Below are 19,539 nucleotides of genomic sequence, written 5' to 3' on the forward strand. Positions count from 1 at the left end.
GTGTGGGCCGGGATGCACGTTCTTGCGCATGCACGGGGTTGACGAATTCTGGTGGAATATCGGACGTCCATTTCCCTGCAGCGAGGCGCCCGGATGTCCAGTCAGGCTGATCACGGCATTGTGCAGTTCCGTTCGTCGTTCGACGTGGCCACCACCATCGAGCGATTGCGGCAGGCGCTGGAGTCCCACGGCATCATGGTGTTTGCGCACATCGACTTCAGTGGCGACGCAGCGCGTGCGGGCCTGACCATGCAGGCCGAGCAGATGCTGATCTTCGGCAACCCCAAGGCAGGTACGCCGCTGATGCAGCAGGTGCCGCTATCCGGGCTGGATCTGCCGCTCAAGGCACTGGTGTGGGACGACGGTCAGGGTTCCACCTGGGTGGCCTGCAATGCGCCTGAATACATCGTGGCGCGCCATGGGCTTCCCGACTCGCTGTCGGCCAATCTGGCCGGCCCGCTGCCGCTGCTGAAACAGGCGGCGGGTGCCTGAGCACGGGCTAAGGCTGCTTGCCTTCGATGATGGATACGTGGGCAATCCAGTTGCTCTGGCGCCGCGCGAGTTTCGATGCCACGCCCTCCTCGCTGAAGCTGGCGGGGCGGTGCTGCAGCATGGCGGGGTCGATGCCATCGAGCGTGTTCACGTTGACCACGGCATAGAGCCGTTCTTCCACGGTGCAGGTCACCAGCGGTACCACGCCACAACGCACGCAGATGTGGAAATCCGCGGTTTCCGTGCCGAAGGCGTAGTGATTGACCAGCGCCGGTTCGAGCACGGTAACGGCCAGCGAGCCATCCGGTTTGGACGTCCAAGCCGCACCGTGTCGCGTGCAGAACGAGCAATCGCAGGCGCGCGCGGGAATCTCGATGGGATCGGGCTCCCATGCGAGCGTGTAGGCGATGTTTCCGCAGTGGCAATGGCCATGGAGTTGCATGGAGCGTCCTCTATCCGACGGCAGGGCGGCACCGTCGATCATGCCCGTTCCGGACAAGAAAAACCCCGCGCAAGGCGGGGCTTTGTTGCTGCAGGTCGAGCGAAGCTCAGAGCTGCCCGATCACCAGCTGCACCAGCAGGCTGCTTACCGAGACCGCTGCCCACACACCCAGGCCGAGCAGGATGGGGCGCGCACCGGTGGAAGCCATCTTGCGCAGGTTGGCGGACAGGCCGATGGCGGTCAGCGCCACGATGATCAGGAACTCGGCGGCCATGTGCAGCACCGGCTGCAGGGCAACAGGCACCAGACCGGCCGTACGCACACCCGAGGCCACCAGGAACCACAGGATGAACCACGGGAAGATCTTGGCCAGGCTGAAATCGGCGGCGCCCTGCTTCTTCTGCTTCCATGCGGTGGCGAAGGCGATGATCAGGCAGATCGGGATGATCAGCGTGGCGCGGGTCAGCTTGACGATGGTGGCGTAGTCACCGGCCTGCTTGCTGAAGCTGTAGCCCGCGGCCACCACCGACGAGGTGTCGTTGATCGCCGTGCCGGCCCACAGGCCGAAACCGAGGTCTGACAGGTGCAGCAGATGTCCAAGCAGCGGGAACAGCAGCACCGCGACCAGGTTGAACAGGAAGATGGTGGAGATGGCGAAGGCGGTGTCGTGCTCGTCCGGCTTGATGATGGGCGTCACTGCGGCAATGGCCGATCCGCCGCAGATGGCCGTACCCACGCCGATCAGGATCTTCAGCTTGTCGTGCACCTTCAGCCAGCGGCCGAGCAGCCAGGCCGTGAGGAAGGCCACGGTGATGGTTACCAGCGTCACCGACAGGGATTCCAGGCCCGTCTTGGCCACCTGATCCAGGCTCAGGCCGAAGCCCAGGGCAATGATCGACCACTGCAGCACCTGTTTGCCGGCGAACTGGATGCCCGGGGTGAATGTGCCGCCGGGGGACATCGTGTTGCGCACCAGGATGCCCAGCACGATGCCGAACACCGGGCCGCCGATCAACGGAGCCAGCTTGCCAAGGCCCAGCGCCAACAGGGCGATCGCCACGGACAGCCCTATACCGGGAAGGCGCTGGGACAGGCTGGGGGCGGTGGTGGTGCTGGCGGTAACGGCGCTCATGGGGTCTCTCCTGCAATGGGCGCATTGTCCGCTTCGTAACTCATCAAGAAAATTTTGAATTATTGATGATTTGTATAAAATAAGCTGATGATAAATATCAGCCCTCGCCAGCTCGAGGTGTTCGTGCAGATCGCACGCCTCGGCAGCGTGCGTGCGGCGGCCGAGGCACTCCATCTCACCCAGCCTGCCGCCAGCATGGCGCTGGCTGAGATGGAGCGGTTGCTGGACGCCGCGGTGTTCGCTCGCGAACGAGGGCGCCTGCGGCTCAATACGCGGGGGCGCGAACTGCTGCCGCTGGCGCAGGAGCTGCTTGAGCGTTATGCCGAGTTCGGCCGCGTGGGCAGTGGCGGTGGCGACGAGCTGGGTGGCGAGCTGCGCATCGGTGCCAGCAACACGGTCGGCAACTATCGGGTGGGCGAGCTGCTGGGCGCTTTCGTGCGGGAGCACCCGCATGTGTCCGTTCGCCTGCGCGTATCGAACACGGCCGAAATCGTTGCTGCCATGCTCGACCACGCGCTGGAGCTGGGCTGCGTCGAAGGGCCCGTGGCGCATCCGTCACTGGAGGTTCGTCCATGGCGCGACGATGCCTTGGTGGTCTGCACCTCGCCGGACCATCCGCTGGCGCGCAAGCGGCGCCTGGAGCCGGATGATTTCGCGGGCGCGCGATGGGTGCTGCGTGAGCCGGGTTCCGCCACGCGCAGCCTCAGCGAGCGCGCCCTGACCTCGTTGCCTGCCGGTGAAACGGTGCTGGAGCTGGACCAGGCCGAAGCGATCAAGCAGGCCGTGATCGCCGGGCTCGGCATTGCCTGCGTACCCGAAGTGTCGGTGATCGATGCCGTGGCCGCGGGCCGGCTGAAAGTGCTGCACACGCCGTTCCTGGATCTGCATCGCAAGCTGTCGCTGCTGCTGCATCGACAGCGTTATCGCGGCGCGCTGATCGAGGCGTTTCTGGCCAGCGCGGGTTGATCCGGCAACATCCACTGTAGGAGCGCACCCGTGCGCGACCGCAGTCTACCGGCCTCACCGTTCCGTCAGCTGATCGCGCACAAGTGCGCTCCTACAAAGAGGCCAAGGTACTCAGCCGGTAATGCTGGCCAGCAACGCCTCGGCCTCTTCATGCGTGCGTGAGCGCAGGATGCGCGGCGCGTGTGCACGCAGAATGGCGTGGTCGAGCGATGTCAGGCGATCACGCACGTGCAGCAGCTGGCTGGGGTGCATGCTGAATTCGCACAGGCCAAGCGCAAGCAACAGGGCGGTGAAGTTGGTATCGCCGCCGATTTCGCCGCAAAGGCTCACCGGCTTCTTCGCGCGCCGGCCTTCCGTGATCACGTAGGCGAGCAGGCGCAGCAGCGCCGGCTGCAGCGGGTTGTAGATGTTGTCCAGCGCATCGTTGCCACGGTCGGCGGCCAGAACGTACTGCGCCAGGTCATTGGTGCCGATGGCGAGGAAGTCCGCGTGCTCCAGCAGTGCGCGCACGTTGATGGCCGCGGCGGGCACTTCGATCATCGCGCCGAGCTGGAGTTTCTCCGGCAGGTCGATGTTCTCGCGCTTCAGTTCCTGGCGCGCCAGCTTGAACAGCGTGCGCACGGCGATGAGTTCGTCCGGCTGGGTCACCATCGGCACCAGCACGCGCACGGGGCCGTAGCAGGCGGCGCGCAGGATGGCGCGGATCTGGGTGCTGAACACGGCGGGGTAGCGCAGCGACAGGCGCACGCCACGCACGCCCAGCGCGGGGTTGTCTTCGCCGCGGATCACCAGGCCGGCCGCGTCGGCCTTGTCGGCGCCGAGGTCCAGCGTGCGAATGGTCACCGGCAGGCCGCCCATGCCGAGCACCAGGTCGCGATAGGCGATGAACTGCTCGTCTTCGGTGGGCAGGCCCTTCTGGCGCAGGAACAGGAATTCGGTGCGGTACAGGCCCACGCCGTCCGCGCCGCGCGCACGCGCCATGGCGATATCGGGCGGCATCTCGGCGTTGGCATACAGGCGCACATCCACGCCGTCACGCGTGCGCGTGGGTGCGTTCGCCAGCGTGGCCAGGCGGCGGCCTTCCGCCGCGGCCTCGCGCTGCCAGGCGCGGTAGCGGGCAAGGTCTTGCGCGGTGGGATGCACCACGGCTTCGCCGCGCTCGGCGTCCAGCAAGATCAGGTCGTCGTCGTGGATGGTGGACAACGCATCGCGCGCGCCGACCAGCATGGGCAGGTCAAGGCTGCGCGCCAGGATGGCGCTGTGCGAATAAGGGCTGCCCGAACTGGCGACGACACCGAGCAGACCGGCGCCGGCAAGATGAGCCATGTCGGCGGGCGCGATGGTGTCGGCAATGAGGATCTCGCCCACGCGCGCGGCCAGCTTGCGTTCCTCGCGGCTGGTCTGGCGCTGCAGGGCCGAGATGACGCGGCTGATGACCTGGTCGACGTCTTCCTTGCGCGAGCGCAGGTAAGGGTCGTCCATGGCCTCGAACACCGCGGCCAGGCGGTCACGCTGCTTCTTCAGCGCCGCGCCGGGGCGGTAGTGGCCGATGCGCACCAGGTCGTCCAGCCCGCGCAACAGTTCCGGGTCGTCCAGCAGCAGGCTGTGGGCGTCGATGAATTCGTTGACTTCGCGGGCCAGTGCGCCATGCAGCTTCCCCCGCAGCTCGCGCAGTTCCTGGCGGGCGGTGTCGAGTGCGTGATGCAGGCGTTCCAGCTCGACGTCGACTTCGTCTTCGTTGAGCGGGCGGGTATCGACCAGATAGCGGCTGGGCTGCACCAGGCGGGCACGGCCGAGGGCCATGCCTTTCGCTGCGGTGGTGCCTGCCAGTATCTGTCTCATGTGTGCCTTCCGTGGTGGAGCGACCCGTCCGGTCGCGCGTCGCGTCGGCATCCAGCCAACGCGTGGATTCCTGAGTGTGAACGATGGCACGACGCAGCCCACCGGGCCGTGAATACGGCCTCAGGCTGAAGCGTGCATGTCATCGTTCTACCCACTCAGGCTCCTTCGTCGAACTTGCGATCAAACAGGGCGACCACGGCGTCGATGGCGGAGGCCTCGTCCGGGCCATCCGCGCGAACGGTCAGCGGCGTGCCGATGCCTGCCGCCAGCATCATGACGCCCATGATGCTTTGCGCGTTGACTTCACGTCCCTTGCTGACCAGCCACACGGTGGATTTGAAACCCTGCACCAGCTGCACGAGCTTGGCCGAAGCGCGGGCGTGCAGCCCCAGTTTGTTCGAAACGACAATTTCTTTTTCAAGCATGGTCTATGAAAATTCCCCCGCGGCCCCCGCTGGCGGCAATCTCCGCCAGTTCGTCCAACGGTTTTTCTGCGTAATTGAGTACGCGCAGCAGCATCGGAAGATTCAGTCCCGACACGCAGCGCAACCGGACACCGATCGAGCCGAGTGACAGCCCGATGTTGCAAGGCGTCGCGCCATACAGGTCGGCGAGCACCAGCACGCCGTCGCCTTCGTCGAGCTCCCGCGCGTGCCTGGCCGTGAGCGTGCGCATCACGTCCGGGTCCTCGTGCGGGGGAACCTCGACCGCATCCACCCGCAGGGGCAGCTTGGGCAGCACATGGTGGGCGGCAGAAATCAGCGCCTGGCCGACCGCTTCGTGCGTCATCAACAGCACACCGACACTCATGACGGCGAGCCGGTCCGCTTGGTCTGGATGGACAGCATGGCTATCACTCGAGTTCGCGATGGAAGGTAAGCACGCCGCTTCGCAGCGCGCGGGAATGGGCAGCCAGTTTCTCCACCAGGTACACCGAGCGGTGGCGACCGCCGGTGCAGCCGATGGCAATGGTCACGTAGCTGCGATCGTCCGCTTCGAAGCGAGGCAGCCAGGTGTCCAGCCAGCGAGCGGTGTCGGCAAAGTATTCGGCAACCAGCGGCTGCGCATCCAGGTAGTCGCGCACGCCCGCGTCCTTGCCGGAGAGCGGGCGCAGCGTCGGATCCCAGTGCGGGTTCGGCAGGCAGCGAGCGTCGAATACGAAATCCGCATCCAGCGGCAGGCCGCGGCGGAATGCGAACGACTGGAACATCAGCGTCAGCCCGTCGGTGGCCTCGGCGTAGCCGGTGGCGATCACGCGGCGCAGCTGGTGCACGTTCAGATCGCTGGAATCGATCACCTTGTCGGCAATGGCCGATAGCGGGCGCAGCAGGCGGCGTTCTTCGGCAATGGCATCGGCAAGCGACAGGCCGCGCCAGGACAACGGGTGGCGCCGGCGCGTTTCCGAATACCGCTTGATCAGCACGTCGTCGCGGCAGTCCAGGAAAATCAGGTGCGTGTGCACGCCCACGGCGGCCAGCTCCGACAGCATGGCGGGCATGCGCTGCAGGTCTTCACCGGGATTGCGCACATCCACACCCACCGCCACGTTGCGGCGCTTGCCTTCCACATTGCGGCTCACTGCCGCCACCAGCTGCGGCAGCAGGGCGGTGGGCAGGTTGTCCACGCAGTAGAAGTCCAGGTCTTCCAATGCGCGCAGGGCAACGGTCTTGCCGCCACCGGACAAGCCGGTAAGCACGATCAGGTGGATCGCGTCAGGGCGTCGGATGGCGTTGGCGACGGTCGTTTCGCTCATGGGTCACCACGGAGGCAGCCGGCGCATCTGGTGCGCCTGGCGGTCGATGAAGGTCTGGGCCGGGTCGATGCCCTTGCTCTTGAGCACGTGGTTGCGCACGGCCGCCTCGACCAGCACGGCCAGGTTACGGCCGGGTGCCACAGGAATGGTGATCATCGGCACCGGTACCTCGAAGATCTCGCGGTGGCCGATGTCGCCGGTAAGGCGCGTGAGCCCATCGGTGTCTTCGCCTTCGCGCAACGGCTTCAGATGGATGACCAGGCGAAGGTACTTGGAGGGTTTGACCGCCGTGTGGCCGAACATCTCGCGCACGTTCAGCACGCCAAGACCGCGTACTTCCAGCAGGTCCTGCAGCAGCTCGGGGCAGGTGCCGTCGATCACGTCGGGGGCGATCAGCGTGAATTCGGTAGCGTCATCGGCCACCAGTCGGTGCCCGCGGCTGATCAGTTCCAGCGCAAGTTCGCTCTTGCCGGAGCCGGACTCGCCGGTGATCAGCACGCCAATGGAGAACACTTCGAGGAACACGCCATGCAGCGTCACCTTGGGCGCCAGCATGCGCGCCAGGTGGTACTGCATCCAGGTCAGCAGCTCGTGGCCGCGCTTGGAGCTGATCCACAGCGGCGTGTTGGTTTCTTCCGCCACCTCGCGCAGGTCGGTGGGGATGGGCTGATCCTTGGTCACGATCATCGCTACCGGCTGATAGGCGGCGATCTTGTTGATCGCTTCCCAGCGTTGGCGCGATTCCAGGCTGTCGAGGTAGTTGAGCTCCTCGGTGCCGATGATCTGGATCTTGTTCGGGTAGATGACGTTGAGATAGCCGATCAGCGACGGGCGGCGCGTGGTGGTCGCGGCCTGTTCGAGCACACGCGATTCACCGCGCATGCCGGAAACCCAGCGCAGCGCCATGCGCTCGTGAACGCTGTCATAGAGTTGTCGGGCGGTCAGCCTGTCCAAGCCATGTCCTTTGCGCCGCGGATTCAGGGCGGCCACATGCGCATTGTGCCAGTTCACACCGGCGGATGCCTTGGACAGGGGGATCGGGAGGGAACGGCCCGCCCGGGAAACGGGCGGGCCGGGGCGGGGGTCAGCCGTACAGGCGCTCGTCGCGCACGGCGCGCTGGTGCTTGTCGCAGACCTTCTCGCGGTGCTTGCGCAGCTGGGTGACCAGCTTGTCGAACAGGACATCGATGGAGACGTACATGTCGTTCTCAAGCGCTTCGGCGTGCAGGGTGCTGCCCGTGACCGATAGTGTTCCTTCGGCGCGCTGCTGCAGTTTGTTCACGGAAAGAACGATGCTCAGACTGAGGAGTCGTTCGTCGAGGCGGGTGAGGCGGTCAAGTCGACTGTTCACGTGATCCCGCAGGGCCGGGGTGACTTCAATCTGTTGACCGCTGAGCTGAACTTGCATGTTGCGCCTCCTCTGGTACTTGCCGCAGACGCGGCTGGGGTCGATGTACCGGTCGCTTATGTCGTGGCCGACACACCTTCAAAAACCCGGGAATGTCTCGATCCTCTGTTCCGGCCTCCTCACCAAGTCGGGATAGTCACTATGCGCTTTCGGTGTTCTCTTCGCGTTATGAAGACCTTCACGCGTCAGACATGACAGCTACCCGTGGGATCGTCTTACCCATGATTATGGGGACGCCTTTTTTGCCGCCAAGTTCCCCGGGGCGCTTTGCCACAGTGGCCGGATGACGTGTTCAGCCGGCGCGCTGACGTTCGCTGGAGCTGGGAATGCGCATGGCCTCGCGGTATTTGGCCACGGTGCGACGGGCAACCTGAATGCCCTTGCGGTGCAGTTCCTCCGCGATGGCCTGGTCGGACAGCGGCTTGCGCGGATCCTCGGCATCGACCAGCTTGCGCAGCATGGCCTGGATGGCGGTGGCCGACGCGCTGCCACCGTCTTCGGTGGATACGCCGCTGGAAAAGAAGTGCTTGAGTTCGAACGTGCCCCGCGGCGTGTGGATGTACTTGCGGGTAGTTACACGTGAAATGGTTGATTCGTGCATGCCCACTTCCTCGGCCACTTCGCGCAGCACCAGCGGGTGCATGGCTTCGGGGCCGTAGTCGAGGAAGGCGCTTTGCCGGCGCACGATGGCCTCGGCCACCTTGAGCAGGGTTTCCGCGCGCGATTCCAGGCTCTTGATGAGCCAGCGCGCTTCCTGCAGCTGACCACGCATCCAGCTGGCATCGGTGCCGCGTGCCTGGGCAATGAGGCCGCAGTAATGCTGGTTGAGTCCGAGCCGTGGCTGGCAGTCCGGGTTCAGGCTGACGCGCCAGCGGCCGAGGTCCTTGCGCGCGTAGACGTCGGGGGCCACGTATTCCACGGGCGTGACGTCCAGCGCGGCGCCGGGGCGCGGATCGAGGCTGCGGATCAGCACGGCGGCCGCGGCGGTGTCGTCTTCGTTCGCGCGCAGCTTGCGGGCCAGGCGCGCGATGTCGTTGCGTGCCAGCAGTTCCAGTTCGGTGTCCACGATGCGCAGGGCGAGATCGCGGTGCGGCGTATCCGGATCGAACTGTTGCAGCTGCACGCTCAGGCAGTCGCGCAGGTCCACGCTGGCCACACCGGTAGGATCGAAACGTTGCAGCGTGTGCCGCACGTATTCCACTTCCGCCGTGGTCGCCTTCAGGTCGGCCGGCAGGGCCGCGATGAGCGACTCCATGCTCTCGGTAAGGTAGCCGTCCGGATTGAGCGCATCGATGAGCACCGCCGCGATGGTGCGGTCGCGTACGCTCATGTGCGTCAGGTTGAGCTGCCAGAGCAGGTGTTCCTGCAGGGTTTCCGCCGCGGCGTTCTGCGGTTCGAAGCCGTCTTCGTCCGGGTTGCTGCTGCGCGAGGCGGCGCCGCTGCCGTTGGAGAAGTCCACCGGGTCGTCGCTGCCGCCGTCGGAGTCGGCCTCGCCCCATTCGGGGGCCTCGGCATCGTCCACGGTGTCGCTGCTGCTGGAGCTGGACGAGCTCGCGGGAATGGATTCCAGCGGTTCGCGCTCGTCACTGTCGAGGTTGTCCGGGTTGTCCTCGGAGAACTCGAGCAAGGGGTTGCTTTCGGCTATCTGGCGAAGTTCCGCCTCCAGCTCAAGCTGTGACAGCTGCAAGAGGCGAATGGCCTGTTGCAGCTGTGGGGTCAGCGTGAGCTGCTGATTGAGGCGAAACTGCAGTCCGGGTTTCATGCCAGGCGGTCGGGATGAACGTGAAGATCATCCTAACTCGTGACCCCGGGGTCGGCCATAGGTCTGAGAGCCAGTGAGCTGGTTCAGCAGCCGAATCGCGTACTACCTCAGGTTTATTCCTGAGGTAAGCCCCCGGGGTGCCAGGGGTTACAGGCGGAATTCGCGGCCAAGGTAAACCTCGCGGACCTTTTCGTCGGCAAGGATGTGTGCCGGCGTGCCGCGTGAGAGCACTTCACCATCGTTGAGGATGTACGCGCGGTCGCAGATGCCCAGCGTTTCGCGCACGTTGTGGTCGGTGATGAGCACGCCGATACCGCGCTCTTTCAGGTGCCGCACGATGCGCTGGATTTCGCCCACCGAAATGGGGTCCACGCCCGCGAACGGCTCGTCCAGCAGCATGTAGCGCGGATGCGCGGCCAGCGCTCGCGCAATCTCCACGCGACGACGCTCGCCGCCGGAAAGGCTGATGCCCTTCTGGTCGGCGATGTGCGCGATCTTCAGCTCGTCCAGCAGGCTTTCCAGCTCGTTGGCACGGCGTTTTTCGTCCCAGCCTTCGCGCAGCTCCAGCACCGCCATGATGTTGTCGGCGACGGTAAGGCGACGGAACACCGAAGCCTCCTGCGGCAGGTAGCCGATGCCGAGCTTGGCGCGCTGGTGCATGGGCAGGCCGGTGATGTCCTGCTTGTCCAGCTTGATCACGCCGGCGTCGGCTTCGATCAGGCCCACCACCATGTAAAAGCAGGTGGTTTTGCCGGCGCCGTTGGGGCCGAGCAGGCCGACCACTTCGCCTTCGCGGATGGAGAAGGCGAAGTCGCGCACGACCTGGCGTGCCTTGAAGCTTTTTTGCAGACCTTCAGCGGAAAGCATCGATCAATGACCCTCGGCCGGCTTGGGCGCAGGTTGCTGCCCGGCGGGTGGCGTGGCGGGCTTGGGCGGCGTGCCAGCGGGGGCCGGAGCGCCGGGCTTCGGCTTGGGCAGGATGATGCCGTGGACCAGCCCGTCGCCACCGGCCTCGCCCGTGATCAGGCTGGTGTTGGTGTCGTAGGTGAGCTTGTCGCCGTGGAATTCGCCACGACCCTGCTGGCGCACCACGGCGTTGGTGGTCAGCACCGCGATGCCGTTGATGTTGTCGTAGTCGAGCGTCTGGGCGTCGCCCTGCATCAGGTTGTTGTTCTCGTCCAACTGCTGGATGTGCGCGGGGTTGCCGGTGACGACAATGCGCGCGAGCTGCTGGTCGCCGTCCATGTAGAGCTTGGCGAGATCGCCCGTGAGCACCATGGTGCCCTGTACCGCCCTCACACTGCCCTTGAGCGTGCTGACGGTGTTGGGGGCATTGAACGCCTCGGTGTACTTGGCGTCATAACTCATGGGCTGGTCGCGATCAGACTTCTTGGCGAGCGCCAGACCCGGCAGCAGCATGAGCAGGCTCAGCGCAAGCAGGCTTGGCGCCAACTTGAGACTTGTTTTTGCGCGGCGGAAACGTGCCGTGGCTTTCATCGAGCAGCTCCAGATGGTTGGTGTTGAGATTGGCACGCATGCCGACCCCGCTAAGTTTACTGTCGCCCTGCACCATCTGTGCGGGGGCGTCCGTCACCATACGGTTTTCCTTGGGCCATGCGGTGACGTCCGAGGTGTGGATTTCCGCGGCGGCGGTCACGCAGTAGGCCGCGCGGTGCATGTACACCGGGCCCTGCAGCTTCAGCAGGGTGCCGCTCTTGTCCACCCAGGCGTACAGGGAATTGCCCAGCCACGGCGGCACCCCGGCCTGGTTGGACGGCAGCGTGAAGTCGGGCGTGTTGATGTACAGGGAATCGTCGTTTTCACGCCGTTCCAGGTGCGGGGCCACCATCTGGAAGCTGGGCAGACCGTCCACGTCATACGACCACAGCTGGAAGTTGGTCAGCGTATAGCCCGAACGCGGCGGCCCCACGAACTCGTTGACCTTCGGCGCCGGGGCCAGCCACCAGTACAGCATCTGGGCCGAGCCCATGGCGATGGCCATCACGACGATCGCCACCGGGAGTCCCCGGTCGCGCAGGTACGATCGCAAACTCACTGCCAGCGCTCCCGTTCTGCGGCCGCCTTGCCCTGGGCCTGCAGGAGCATGTCGCACACCTCGCGGGCGGCGCCGTGGCCGCCGGCCAGGCGCGTCTGCCAGTGGGCCTGCTCGGCGACCCAGGGGTGGGCATTGGCTACCGCCACCGCCAGGCCGGCGATGCGCATGGCTGGCAGGTCAGGCAGGTCGTCGCCCACGAAGGCCACTTCGTCAGGGGCCAGCGTCAGCGCTTCCATCAGCTGCTGGAGGCTGGCGCGCTTGTCGCCCTGGCCCTGGTAGACGTGTGCGATGTCCAGCTCTTCGGCACGCAGGGCAACCGGGTGGCTGATGCGCGCGGACATGATGGCCACCTGCACGCCATTGGCCATCACGCGCTTCAGGCCCAGGCCGTCATGCACGTGGAAGACCTTCGTTTCATGACCGTCTTCGGCGTACCACAGGCGGCCGTCGGTCAGGGTGCCGTCCACGTCGAACACGACGAGGCGGATCTTGGCGGCACGGGCGAGGACGTCTGCGGGGATATCAGCCAGGTACATGGAGGAGGTCGGCCATCAGGCGGGAGGAGGGCGATACGCTCAAACGCCGGAGAGCCCGGACGGTGGACGCAGTGAAGGAGAGCAGCCGAACCTTTCGATCAGACCACACGGGCGCGAAGCAGATCGTGAATGTTAAGGGCACCCACCACCTGCTGCTGGTCGTTGACCACCAGCAGCGCGTGAATCTGGTGCTTTTCCATGAGCTGGGCGGCCTCGATGGCGAGCTTGTCGGCGCCGATGGTCTTGGGCCCGCGCGTCATCAGCTCGGCCACGGTGGCACCGCGCAGGTCGAGGTCGTCGTCGTCCAGGGCGCGGCGAAGGTCACCGTCGGTGAATACGCCGAGCAGGCGTTGATCGGCGTCCACCACGGCGGTCATGCCCAGGTGCTTGCGGGTCATTTCCATCAGCGCCCGGGTGAGCGAGGCATTGGGCGGCACGGCCGGGATGCCTTCGCCGGTGTGCATCACGTCGCTGATGTGCAGCAGCAGGCGACGACCCAGGCTGCCGGCCGGGTGCGAGCGGGCGAAGTCTTCCGAAGTGAAGCCGCGCGCCTCGAGCAGCGCAATGGCGAGCGCATCACCCATCACCAGGGCTGCCGTGGTGCTGGCGGTGGGTGCCAGGCCCAGCGGGCAGGCTTCGGCGGCGATGCTGGCGTCCAGATGCACGTTGGCCTGATCGGCCAGCGAGGAATGGGCATTGCCCGTGATGGCGATCAGGGGAATGCCCTGGCGCTTGATCACCGGCAGGATGAACAGCACTTCGTCCGTTTCGCCCGAGTTGGAAAGGGCCAGCACCACGTCCTGCGGCAGGATCATGCCCAGGTCGCCATGGCTGGCCTCGCCCGGATGGACGAAGAACGCCGGCGTGCCGGTGGAAGCCAGGGTGGCGGCGATCTTGCGGGCGACATGGCCCGACTTGCCCATGCCGGTGACCACGACGCGGCCGGCGCAGCCCATGATCAGGCGGCAGGCTTCGACGAACTCGGGGCCGATGCGCGGCTCCAGGGCGCGGATGGCCGCGGCTTCGGTGGCGATCACGGTGCGTGCGCTCTGCACGATGGCATCGGCGTTGATCGCATGCGGGTTAGCTGGGGCGACGTGGGCGTTCATGCGTCCTCGGGGGTCTGCCGGATTTTCGTCATCACCCTGAACGGGTGTGTGCAGGTCGAAAAGTCCGTTGAATCATTATGTTATGAGAATTTTCGCGCCCGGGATTGGCGGGCCTCGGTAACACGTGTCGTTTCTGCGACAGAGGTTTTCCATTAACATGGCATATTCGCATTTTAACGTCATAGTCGGTGACATTGGGTCCGGTTCCTGTCCGGATCGATGGCACTGACCCAACCTTGCAAGTGGAAAAACCATGGACGCTGCCACCATCCAGGCAATGATCGAACAAGGCCTGCCCGGTGCGCAGGCAAACGTCAGCGGCGACGACGGCGTGCACTTCGAAGCAGAAGTGGTGGCGGAACAGTTCGCTGGCAAGCTGCCGTTGGCACGGCATCGCCTGGTTTACGCCACGTTGGGGGATCTCATGGGTGGTGCGATCCACGCGCTGGCCCTGAAGACGCTGACTCCTGCGGAGGTCGCGGCGCGCCGTTGAGGCAGCGCAGCGCCCCGTGCAATCGATTCCAAGGACTTTCTAGATGGCCAAGATCCTGATCAGTGGCGGCGAGCCGCTCCACGGTGAGGTGGGTATTTCCGGCGCCAAGAACGCCGTGCTGCCGATCCTCGCTTCCTGCCTGCTGGCCGACGAGCCGGTGGCGATCAGCAACGTGCCCCACCTGCACGATGTGACCACCTTCATCGAGCTGCTGGGCCAGATGGGCACGCAGCTGGTGCTGGACGACCGCATGAAGATGCACGTCGACCCGCGCACCACCGACCGTCATTTCGCCCCGTACGACCTGGTGCGCACCATGCGTGCGTCCATCCTCGTGCTCGGCCCGCTGGTGGCCCGCTTCGGTGAGGCGGAAGTGTCGCTGCCGGGCGGTTGCGCCATCGGCTCGCGTCCGGTGGACCAGCACATCCGCGGCCTGCAGGCGCTGGGCGCCGACGTGGTCGTGGAGAACGGCTACATCAAGGCCAAGGCCAAGCGCCTGAAGAGCGCCCGCATCTCCATGGACATGGTCACGGTGACGGGTACCGAGAACATCATGATGGCCGCCGCGCTCGCGCAGGGCACCACCATCATCGAGAACGCCGCGCAGGAACCGGAAGTGGTCGACCTGGCGCATTGCCTGATCGCCATGGGTGCGCAGATCGAAGGCGCCGGCACCTCCACGCTGACCATCCACGGCGTTGAACGCCTGCATGGCGCCGAATACGAAGTGCTGCCGGACCGCATCGAGACCGGCACCTTCCTGGTCGGCGCCGCGATGACCGGCGGCAAGGTGCGCGCGCGCAACGCGCGTGCCGATACGCTGGATGCCGTGCTCGCCAAGCTGGAAGAAGCCGGTGCGCACATCTCCACCGGCGCCGACTGGATCGAGCTGGACATGCGCGGCCGCCGCCCCAAGGCAGTGAACATCACCACGGCGCCGTACCCGGCGTTCCCGACCGACATGCAGGCGCAGTTCACCGCGCTCAACTGCGTGGCCGAAGGCGTGGGCGTGATCACCGAGACGGTGTTCGAGAACCGCTTCATGCACGCACTGGAACTGCAGCGCCTGGGCGCCGACATCCGCCTGGAAGGCAACACCGCCATCATCAAGGGCGTGGAAAAGATGAGCGGCGCACCGATCATGGCGACCGACCTGCGTGCTTCCGCGTGCCTCGTGCTCGCCGGCCTGGTGGCCGAAGGCGACACCACGGTGGACCGCGTGTATCACATCGATCGCGGCTACGAGAACATCGAAGAAAAGCTGGGCGTGCTCGGCGCGAAGATCCGCCGTTTGCCGTCCTGATCTCAGGCGAAACCAGGGAGGGGTGAATGGCTTACTGGCGCATAGCGGATATCCCCGAACTGCGTGGACTGGATCCGCGCAGTCGCCGGGTTCGTTGGTCCGAAGCGGTCTCGCGCAGCCACACAGTCAGGACCAGCTTCTTGCTGCTTGGGGTGATCGTTGCGGCTGCCGTGGTGGTGGCCGCCGTCGTCAATTTCCTGCCCGGCTTCGGAGCTGGCTGGAAGCACTATCTGATGTTGGTCGTAACGTGGGCGCTGGTCTTCGGCGGCAACGACCTGCTGTTGACGCAGCCGCGCGCACGTCGCTGGCTGCGTGAGCATCCGACGGTGATGCCGACCTGATCCCGCGCTCCCATAGCTCATGAAAAAGGCCGCGCAAGCGGCCTTTTTCTTTGAAGCTCGAAGCGCCTCATTTCCCTGACCGTCATCCCCGCGAAAGCGGGGATCCAGTGCCTTCCGGTCTGGCGGCACGTTTGAAAGTCACGGGATTCCCACGTTCGCGGGAATGACAGTCAGGTTTGACTGGGGCGTCAGTGCCCAACCAGGCGCCTGCGCTCAGTTACCGGCCTTGAAACTCACCAGCTGCAATTCCAGGTTGCCGCCATCGCTCTGCGTCAGCTTCACCGGCACCGGATACTTCTGCGGGGCGTACCACGCGCTGAAAGCATTCTCGTCGCCGCCGCGAACCACGCGTTCCGTCGGGAAGCTGCCGGCCGGAACCTTCACGGTGTCCTTGCCCGTGACCTTGAATTCCTGCGTTTCCACGTTGCGTTTCACAGCCACGGGCAGCGACACGGACTGCTTGCCCTCGCGCAGCGCCAGGCCGACCGCGAATGCCGTCGTATTGCGATCGACCAGGCCGGGTGCGCCCGGATAGGAAGCCGGGCCCTTGCCCTCGTCCACCGTCACCTGGGCGCTGGTCCAGTTGACCTCGGTATGGCGCTGCTTCTTCTTGAAGCCGGCGTCCATGTTGTAGTCGTAGCTGATGGTTTCCGGCGCGTTGTTGTTCCAGCGGAACGTGGTGGTTTCCGAGGAATTGGCGCCCAGCGCGGCGGCGATGCCTGCGGTGCCCTTGGTCTGGTTGCTGTAGACCCACTGACCGTTGCCGGCGGATTTGAGCGTGATCACCGCTTCGCCGATCACCTGTCCGCCCTGCGACACCTGGTAGGTCGCGGTGAATGGCGTCGGTGCAGGTGTGGCGGCGAAGGCTGCCGTGGTGGAGACGGCCAGCACAAGGCCGGCGGCGAACGTGCGAAGGGAGTTGGGAGCGGTCATGGGGACCGCAGTCTACGCGTTCATCCTGAACGGGTTGTAGAGACGCGTCAGGCGCTCAGTCAACCAGTTGGCCGTTGCGCAGTTGCAGCGGCGCGTCGATCGCTTTTCCGTTGAAGGCCACGCGGTCGGGGGCGATCAGGGTCAGGCGCTGTTCGGCCATCAGGGTCAGCACGGCGGGTAGCAGCTGGTGCTCGAAGCCGAGCAGGCGCTGGGCAAGCTGCGCCTCGTCGTCGCCCGGTTGGATCACGATGCGCGCCTGCGCAATCACCGGGCCACCATCGAGTTCGGCGGTGACGTAGTGGACGCTGGCGCCATGTTCGGCGTCGCCGGCTTCGAGTGCGCGACGATGCGTATGCAGGCCGCGGTACTTGGGCAGCAGGGACGGGTGAATGTTGATCATCCGGCCCACCCAGGGCGCCAGCGCCTCGCCATCGATGATGCGCATGAAGCCGGCCAGCACCAGCATCTGCGCGCCGGTGGCATCGAGCTGGCGGAACAGCTCGACGTCGAAGTCGCGACGCGTGGCGAAGTCTTTCGGGTTCAGCGTGAACGTCGGGATGCCCGCGTCTTTCGCCAGTTGCAGGGCGCCCGCATCTTTCTTGTCGCTGCCGACGGCCACGAAGTCCACGGGCAATCCGCCCGCGTCACGGGCGGCGATCAGGGCTTGCAGGTTGCTGCCGCGCCCGGAGGCGAGCACGGCGACGCGAAGACGCTGGGTTGTCACGGAGAGCAGGCTCTTAGCCGATGTGGACGCGCTCGTCGCCCTGGGCGGGCACGATTTCGCCGATCACCGAGCTCTTCAGGCCATGGCTGGCCAGCAGCTCGCTGGCGGCGCCGACCGCGTCACGCGGCAGGATCACGGTGAAGCCCACGCCGCAGTTGAAGGTGCGCCACATTTCCTCGCGCGCCACGTTGCCTTCGCGCATCAGCCACTCGAACACCGGCGGCAGCACGATGGCGGCGGCGTCAATGTGGATGCCGAGGTTCTCGGGCACCACGCGGATGATGTTTTCCTTCAGGCCGCCACCGGTGATGTGCGCCATGCCGTGCACCGGCTGGCTCTTCATCAGCGCCAGCATCGGCTTGACGTAGATGGTGGTGGGGGCCATCAGGGCGTCGGCCAGCGTCACGCCGCCGAGGTCCAGGTCCAGCGGGTTGCCGGCGCGCTCGAGGATCTTGCGGATCAGCGAGTAGCCGTTGGAGTGCGGGCCGGAAGAGGCCACGCCCAGGATCACGTCGCCGGCCACGATCTTCTCGCCGCTGAGCAGCTGCGATTTTTCGACCGCGCCGACGGTGAAGCCGCCCAGGTCGTATTCACCCGGCGGGTACATGTCCGGCATTTCGGCCGTCTCGCCGCCGATCAGCGCGCAACCGGCCAGCTCGCAGCCCTTGGCGATGCCGCCGACCACGGCCACGGTGGTATCCACGTCCAGCTTGCCGGTGGCGAAGTAGTCCAGGAAAAACAGCGGCTCGGCGCCCTGCACCAGCACGTCGTTGACGCACATGCCCACCAGATCGATGCCGATGGTGTCGTGGCGACCCAGCTGCTGGGCGAGCTTGAGCTTGGTGCCCACGCCGTCGGTACCCGAGACCAGCACCGGCTCCTTGTACTTGCCGGACAGGTCAAACAGGCCGCCGAAGCCGCCCAGGCCGCCCATCACTTCGGGACGGGAGGTGCGCTTGACCAGCGGCTTGATGCGTTCGACCACGGCATTGCCTGCGTCGATATCGACGCCAGCGGCGCGGTAGGTGAGGGCGTCGGACATGGGGGCAACCCGGCGTTGGGAAACGCCGGATTGTAGCAGCGTGGGGCCGCAGTTTCCTGAGCGAAGACGGGAATCGGGACCGCTTCGATGGACGCTCAGGGCCGGATTGGGCAGACTTTCCGTGTTCCCCACCCGGATATCGCTCCCCATGCGCCTGTCCCGCCTGCTTTTCGTCTGTTTCATGCTGGGCCTGGCCCCGCTGCTGTCCGTGCACGCACAGGGACAGGTATCCCCGTACACGGTGGTCGTTTCCGTGGCCGATACCAGTGACACCGCCCGGGATGCCGCCTTCAGCGATGCGCTGGCGCAGGTGCTGGCGCGTACCTCGGGCGGCCAGGACGTGGCCAGCAAGCCCGGCTACGCCGACGTGCTCAAGGGGGCCTCGGGCATCGTCCAGCAGTTCCAGTACCAGCGCGCCGCCACCGGCATGGCGCTGCAGGTCACCTTTGACCAGGCCGCCGTGCAGCGCGCCGTAGGCCAGATGGGCGTATCCGGTGGCGGCTCCCGTCCGCCGGTGTTGCTCGTCATCCGCGACGATGACGGCAGCGTGCTTACCAAGGACGCGCTGGCCACGCTTACCCAGGCGGTCGCCGCCAAGGGTTTCAGCACGGTGCTGGCCGACCCCGCGAAGACGGGCGACACGCCGAACCTCAGCAGCGCCGAGCCCGACCAGGTGGCCGGGCTGGCACGGCAGTACAAGACAGGCCTGATCCTGCTGGGCCAGATGCACGGCAACGCCGCTGACTGGGTGCTGCTCTCCGGCGGCCCGCAGCAGAAGTGGACCACGCAGGGCGCCAATGCAGCCGCCGTGCTGACCGACGCCGCCAACGGCCTGGCCGATCGGCTTGGCAAGCAGCTCAACGTGATCGGCTCGGCCAGCGTCGACGGCAAGCTGTGGGTATCGCAGGTGAACTCCGCCATGGATTACGCCAACCTGGTGGCAGTGCTGCGCAACGATCCGAACGTGCGGCAGGTGACGACGCTGAGTTCACAGGGCGATGGCATGCTGTTCGCGGTCAAGGCCAGCCTGCCGATGGACGCGCTGGCCAACAGCCTGGCCGCCACGGGCCGGCTCCTGCGCGGCGACTCGCACAGTGATTCCGACGCCAGCCTGCGCTGGGTCCACTGAATTTCCGGGTGCGGTGAACGCCGCACCCCCGCGCATCGTCCGGGATTCGACGCGCGGCCCTGATTTCCGACCTCAT

23 protein-coding genes are annotated in these 19,539 nt (G+C 65.8%); 6 read left to right on the top strand and 17 right to left on the bottom strand.

Going from position 1 to position 19,539, the window contains the following annotated elements; translation table 11 throughout:
* Positions 1-93 precede the first annotated feature (93 nt).
* Positions 94-492 (top strand): DUF302 domain-containing protein, encoded by a 399-nt coding sequence (locus H8F01_RS14190; protein WP_187055739.1) that lies wholly within the window; start codon positions 94-96, stop codon positions 490-492.
* Positions 493-499: 7 nt separating this feature from the next.
* Here H8F01_RS14190 and H8F01_RS14195 read toward each other — a convergent pair whose 3' ends face one another.
* Both H8F01_RS14195 and H8F01_RS14200 read right to left on the bottom strand, forming a co-directional pair.
* The gene (locus H8F01_RS14195; protein WP_222615668.1) at positions 500-976 is read right to left on the bottom strand and encodes a GFA family protein; all 477 of its coding nucleotides are present in this window, start codon (positions 974-976) and stop codon (positions 500-502) included.
* 64 nt (positions 977-1,040) lie between these two features.
* Positions 1,041-2,066 (bottom strand): YeiH family protein, encoded by a 1,026-nt coding sequence (locus H8F01_RS14200; RefSeq protein ID WP_187055740.1) that lies wholly within the window; start codon positions 2,064-2,066, stop codon positions 1,041-1,043.
* A gap of 87 nt (positions 2,067-2,153) precedes the next feature.
* On the opposite strand from H8F01_RS14200, the gene H8F01_RS14205 reads away from it, so the two are divergent.
* Entirely contained in the window at positions 2,154-3,032 is an 879-nt protein-coding gene (locus H8F01_RS14205; protein WP_187055741.1) for a LysR family transcriptional regulator, read from the top strand.
* 111 nt (positions 3,033-3,143) lie between these two features.
* Here H8F01_RS14205 and ptsP read toward each other — a convergent pair whose 3' ends face one another.
* From ptsP to H8F01_RS14265, 12 genes are all read right to left on the bottom strand, one after another.
* Complete coding sequence (gene ptsP / locus H8F01_RS14210) at positions 3,144-4,874, bottom strand: phosphoenolpyruvate--protein phosphotransferase (RefSeq protein ID WP_187055742.1); 1,731 nt, start codon at positions 4,872-4,874, stop codon at positions 3,144-3,146.
* Positions 4,875-5,029: 155 nt separating this feature from the next.
* Positions 5,030-5,299: an HPr family phosphocarrier protein gene (locus H8F01_RS14215; protein WP_187055743.1), complete on the bottom strand. Its 270-nt coding sequence runs from the start codon at positions 5,297-5,299 to the stop codon at positions 5,030-5,032.
* A complete protein-coding gene (locus H8F01_RS14220) occupies positions 5,292-5,684 on the bottom strand; it encodes a PTS sugar transporter subunit IIA (protein WP_187055744.1) in 393 nt (130 codons plus the stop codon). Before H8F01_RS14220 ends, H8F01_RS14215 begins: the two co-directional genes overlap by 8 nt.
* A gap of 43 nt (positions 5,685-5,727) precedes the next feature.
* A complete protein-coding gene (gene rapZ / locus H8F01_RS14225) occupies positions 5,728-6,627 on the bottom strand; it encodes an RNase adapter RapZ (protein ID WP_187055745.1) in 900 nt (299 codons plus the stop codon).
* A 3-nt stretch (positions 6,628-6,630) separates the two neighbouring features.
* Entirely contained in the window at positions 6,631-7,581 is a 951-nt protein-coding gene (gene hprK / locus H8F01_RS14230; protein ID WP_187055746.1) for an HPr(Ser) kinase/phosphatase, read from the bottom strand.
* 130 nt (positions 7,582-7,711) lie between these two features.
* Entirely contained in the window at positions 7,712-8,035 is a 324-nt protein-coding gene (gene hpf, locus H8F01_RS14235) for a ribosome hibernation-promoting factor, HPF/YfiA family (RefSeq protein ID WP_187055747.1), read from the bottom strand.
* A gap of 292 nt (positions 8,036-8,327) precedes the next feature.
* Positions 8,328-9,797: an RNA polymerase factor sigma-54 gene (locus H8F01_RS14240; RefSeq protein ID WP_187055748.1), complete on the bottom strand. Its 1,470-nt coding sequence runs from the start codon at positions 9,795-9,797 to the stop codon at positions 8,328-8,330.
* Positions 9,798-9,944: 147 nt separating this feature from the next.
* Entirely contained in the window at positions 9,945-10,664 is a 720-nt protein-coding gene (gene lptB, locus H8F01_RS14245) for an LPS export ABC transporter ATP-binding protein (RefSeq protein ID WP_187055749.1), read from the bottom strand.
* Positions 10,665-10,667: 3 nt separating this feature from the next.
* The gene (gene lptA, locus H8F01_RS14250; protein WP_238480993.1) at positions 10,668-11,216 is read right to left on the bottom strand and encodes a lipopolysaccharide transport periplasmic protein LptA; all 549 of its coding nucleotides are present in this window, start codon (positions 11,214-11,216) and stop codon (positions 10,668-10,670) included.
* Entirely contained in the window at positions 11,179-11,853 is a 675-nt protein-coding gene (lptC, locus tag H8F01_RS14255; protein ID WP_187055751.1) for an LPS export ABC transporter periplasmic protein LptC, read from the bottom strand. The genes lptA and lptC overlap by 38 nt, the downstream gene beginning before the upstream one ends.
* Entirely contained in the window at positions 11,850-12,389 is a 540-nt protein-coding gene (locus H8F01_RS14260) for a KdsC family phosphatase (protein ID WP_187055752.1), read from the bottom strand. Before H8F01_RS14260 ends, lptC begins: the two co-directional genes overlap by 4 nt.
* 98 nt (positions 12,390-12,487) lie before the next feature.
* Positions 12,488-13,498, bottom strand: a complete 1,011-nt coding sequence (locus H8F01_RS14265; protein WP_187055753.1) for a KpsF/GutQ family sugar-phosphate isomerase — start codon at positions 13,496-13,498, stop codon at positions 12,488-12,490.
* Between the two features lie 253 nt (positions 13,499-13,751).
* Here H8F01_RS14265 and H8F01_RS14270 point away from each other — a divergent pair, with 253 nt between their 5' ends.
* From H8F01_RS14270 to H8F01_RS14280, 3 genes are read left to right on the top strand one after another with little or no spacing between them, the layout of a single operon-like run.
* A complete protein-coding gene (locus tag H8F01_RS14270) occupies positions 13,752-13,991 on the top strand; it encodes a BolA family protein (protein ID WP_187055754.1) in 240 nt (79 codons plus the stop codon).
* Between the two features lie 43 nt (positions 13,992-14,034).
* Positions 14,035-15,294, top strand: a complete 1,260-nt coding sequence (murA, locus tag H8F01_RS14275; protein WP_187055755.1) for a UDP-N-acetylglucosamine 1-carboxyvinyltransferase — start codon at positions 14,035-14,037, stop codon at positions 15,292-15,294.
* A 26-nt stretch (positions 15,295-15,320) separates the two neighbouring features.
* Entirely contained in the window at positions 15,321-15,635 is a 315-nt protein-coding gene (locus H8F01_RS14280) for a hypothetical protein (RefSeq protein WP_187055756.1), read from the top strand.
* Between the two features lie 213 nt (positions 15,636-15,848).
* Here H8F01_RS14280 and H8F01_RS14285 read toward each other — a convergent pair whose 3' ends face one another.
* From H8F01_RS14285 to purM, 3 genes are read right to left on the bottom strand one after another with little or no spacing between them, the layout of a single operon-like run.
* Positions 15,849-16,568, bottom strand: a complete 720-nt coding sequence (locus H8F01_RS14285) for a DUF3108 domain-containing protein (protein ID WP_187055757.1) — start codon at positions 16,566-16,568, stop codon at positions 15,849-15,851.
* 55 nt (positions 16,569-16,623) lie between these two features.
* Complete coding sequence (gene purN / locus H8F01_RS14290; RefSeq protein WP_187055758.1) at positions 16,624-17,292, bottom strand: phosphoribosylglycinamide formyltransferase; 669 nt, start codon at positions 17,290-17,292, stop codon at positions 16,624-16,626.
* Positions 17,293-17,305: 13 nt separating this feature from the next.
* A complete protein-coding gene (purM, locus tag H8F01_RS14295) occupies positions 17,306-18,334 on the bottom strand; it encodes a phosphoribosylformylglycinamidine cyclo-ligase (RefSeq protein WP_187055759.1) in 1,029 nt (342 codons plus the stop codon).
* 148 nt (positions 18,335-18,482) lie between these two features.
* On the opposite strand from purM, the gene H8F01_RS14300 reads away from it, so the two are divergent.
* Complete coding sequence (locus H8F01_RS14300; protein ID WP_187055760.1) at positions 18,483-19,463, top strand: DUF2066 domain-containing protein; 981 nt, start codon at positions 18,483-18,485, stop codon at positions 19,461-19,463.
* The last annotated feature ends 76 nt before the right edge of the window (positions 19,464-19,539 follow it).

Source organism: Dyella telluris, from assembly GCF_014297575.1.
In the GTDB taxonomy this organism is placed as follows: Bacteria; Pseudomonadota; Gammaproteobacteria; order Xanthomonadales; family Rhodanobacteraceae; genus Dyella; species Dyella telluris.

Bases quoted from the DNA above. Each gene is read 5' to 3' on its own strand.
- H8F01_RS14190 (WP_187055739.1), top strand. From the start codon at position 94: ATGTCCAGTCAGGCTGATCACGGCATTGTGCAGTTCCGTTCGTCGTTC.
- H8F01_RS14195 (WP_222615668.1), bottom strand. From the start codon at position 976: ATGATCGACGGTGCCGCCCTGCCGTCGGATAGAGGACGCTCCATGCAA.
- H8F01_RS14200 (WP_187055740.1), bottom strand. From the start codon at position 2,066: ATGAGCGCCGTTACCGCCAGCACCACCACCGCCCCCAGCCTGTCCCAG.
- H8F01_RS14205 (WP_187055741.1), top strand. From the start codon at position 2,154: ATGATAAATATCAGCCCTCGCCAGCTCGAGGTGTTCGTGCAGATCGCA.
- ptsP (WP_187055742.1), bottom strand. From the start codon at position 4,874: ATGAGACAGATACTGGCAGGCACCACCGCAGCGAAAGGCATGGCCCTC.
- H8F01_RS14215 (WP_187055743.1), bottom strand. From the start codon at position 5,299: ATGCTTGAAAAAGAAATTGTCGTTTCGAACAAACTGGGGCTGCACGCC.
- H8F01_RS14220 (WP_187055744.1), bottom strand. From the start codon at position 5,684: ATGAGTGTCGGTGTGCTGTTGATGACGCACGAAGCGGTCGGCCAGGCG.
- rapZ (WP_187055745.1), bottom strand. From the start codon at position 6,627: ATGAGCGAAACGACCGTCGCCAACGCCATCCGACGCCCTGACGCGATC.
- hpf (WP_187055747.1), bottom strand. From the start codon at position 8,035: ATGCAAGTTCAGCTCAGCGGTCAACAGATTGAAGTCACCCCGGCCCTG.
- H8F01_RS14240 (WP_187055748.1), bottom strand. From the start codon at position 9,797: ATGAAACCCGGACTGCAGTTTCGCCTCAATCAGCAGCTCACGCTGACC.
- lptB (WP_187055749.1), bottom strand. From the start codon at position 10,664: ATGCTTTCCGCTGAAGGTCTGCAAAAAAGCTTCAAGGCACGCCAGGTC.
- lptA (WP_238480993.1), bottom strand. From the start codon at position 11,216: ATGCTGCTGCCGGGTCTGGCGCTCGCCAAGAAGTCTGATCGCGACCAG.
- H8F01_RS14260 (WP_187055752.1), bottom strand. From the start codon at position 12,389: ATGTACCTGGCTGATATCCCCGCAGACGTCCTCGCCCGTGCCGCCAAG.
- H8F01_RS14265 (WP_187055753.1), bottom strand. From the start codon at position 13,498: ATGAACGCCCACGTCGCCCCAGCTAACCCGCATGCGATCAACGCCGAT.
- H8F01_RS14270 (WP_187055754.1), top strand. From the start codon at position 13,752: ATGGACGCTGCCACCATCCAGGCAATGATCGAACAAGGCCTGCCCGGT.
- murA (WP_187055755.1), top strand. From the start codon at position 14,035: ATGGCCAAGATCCTGATCAGTGGCGGCGAGCCGCTCCACGGTGAGGTG.
- H8F01_RS14280 (WP_187055756.1), top strand. From the start codon at position 15,321: ATGGCTTACTGGCGCATAGCGGATATCCCCGAACTGCGTGGACTGGAT.
- H8F01_RS14285 (WP_187055757.1), bottom strand. From the start codon at position 16,568: ATGACCGCTCCCAACTCCCTTCGCACGTTCGCCGCCGGCCTTGTGCTG.
- purM (WP_187055759.1), bottom strand. From the start codon at position 18,334: ATGTCCGACGCCCTCACCTACCGCGCCGCTGGCGTCGATATCGACGCA.
- H8F01_RS14300 (WP_187055760.1), top strand. From the start codon at position 18,483: ATGCGCCTGTCCCGCCTGCTTTTCGTCTGTTTCATGCTGGGCCTGGCC.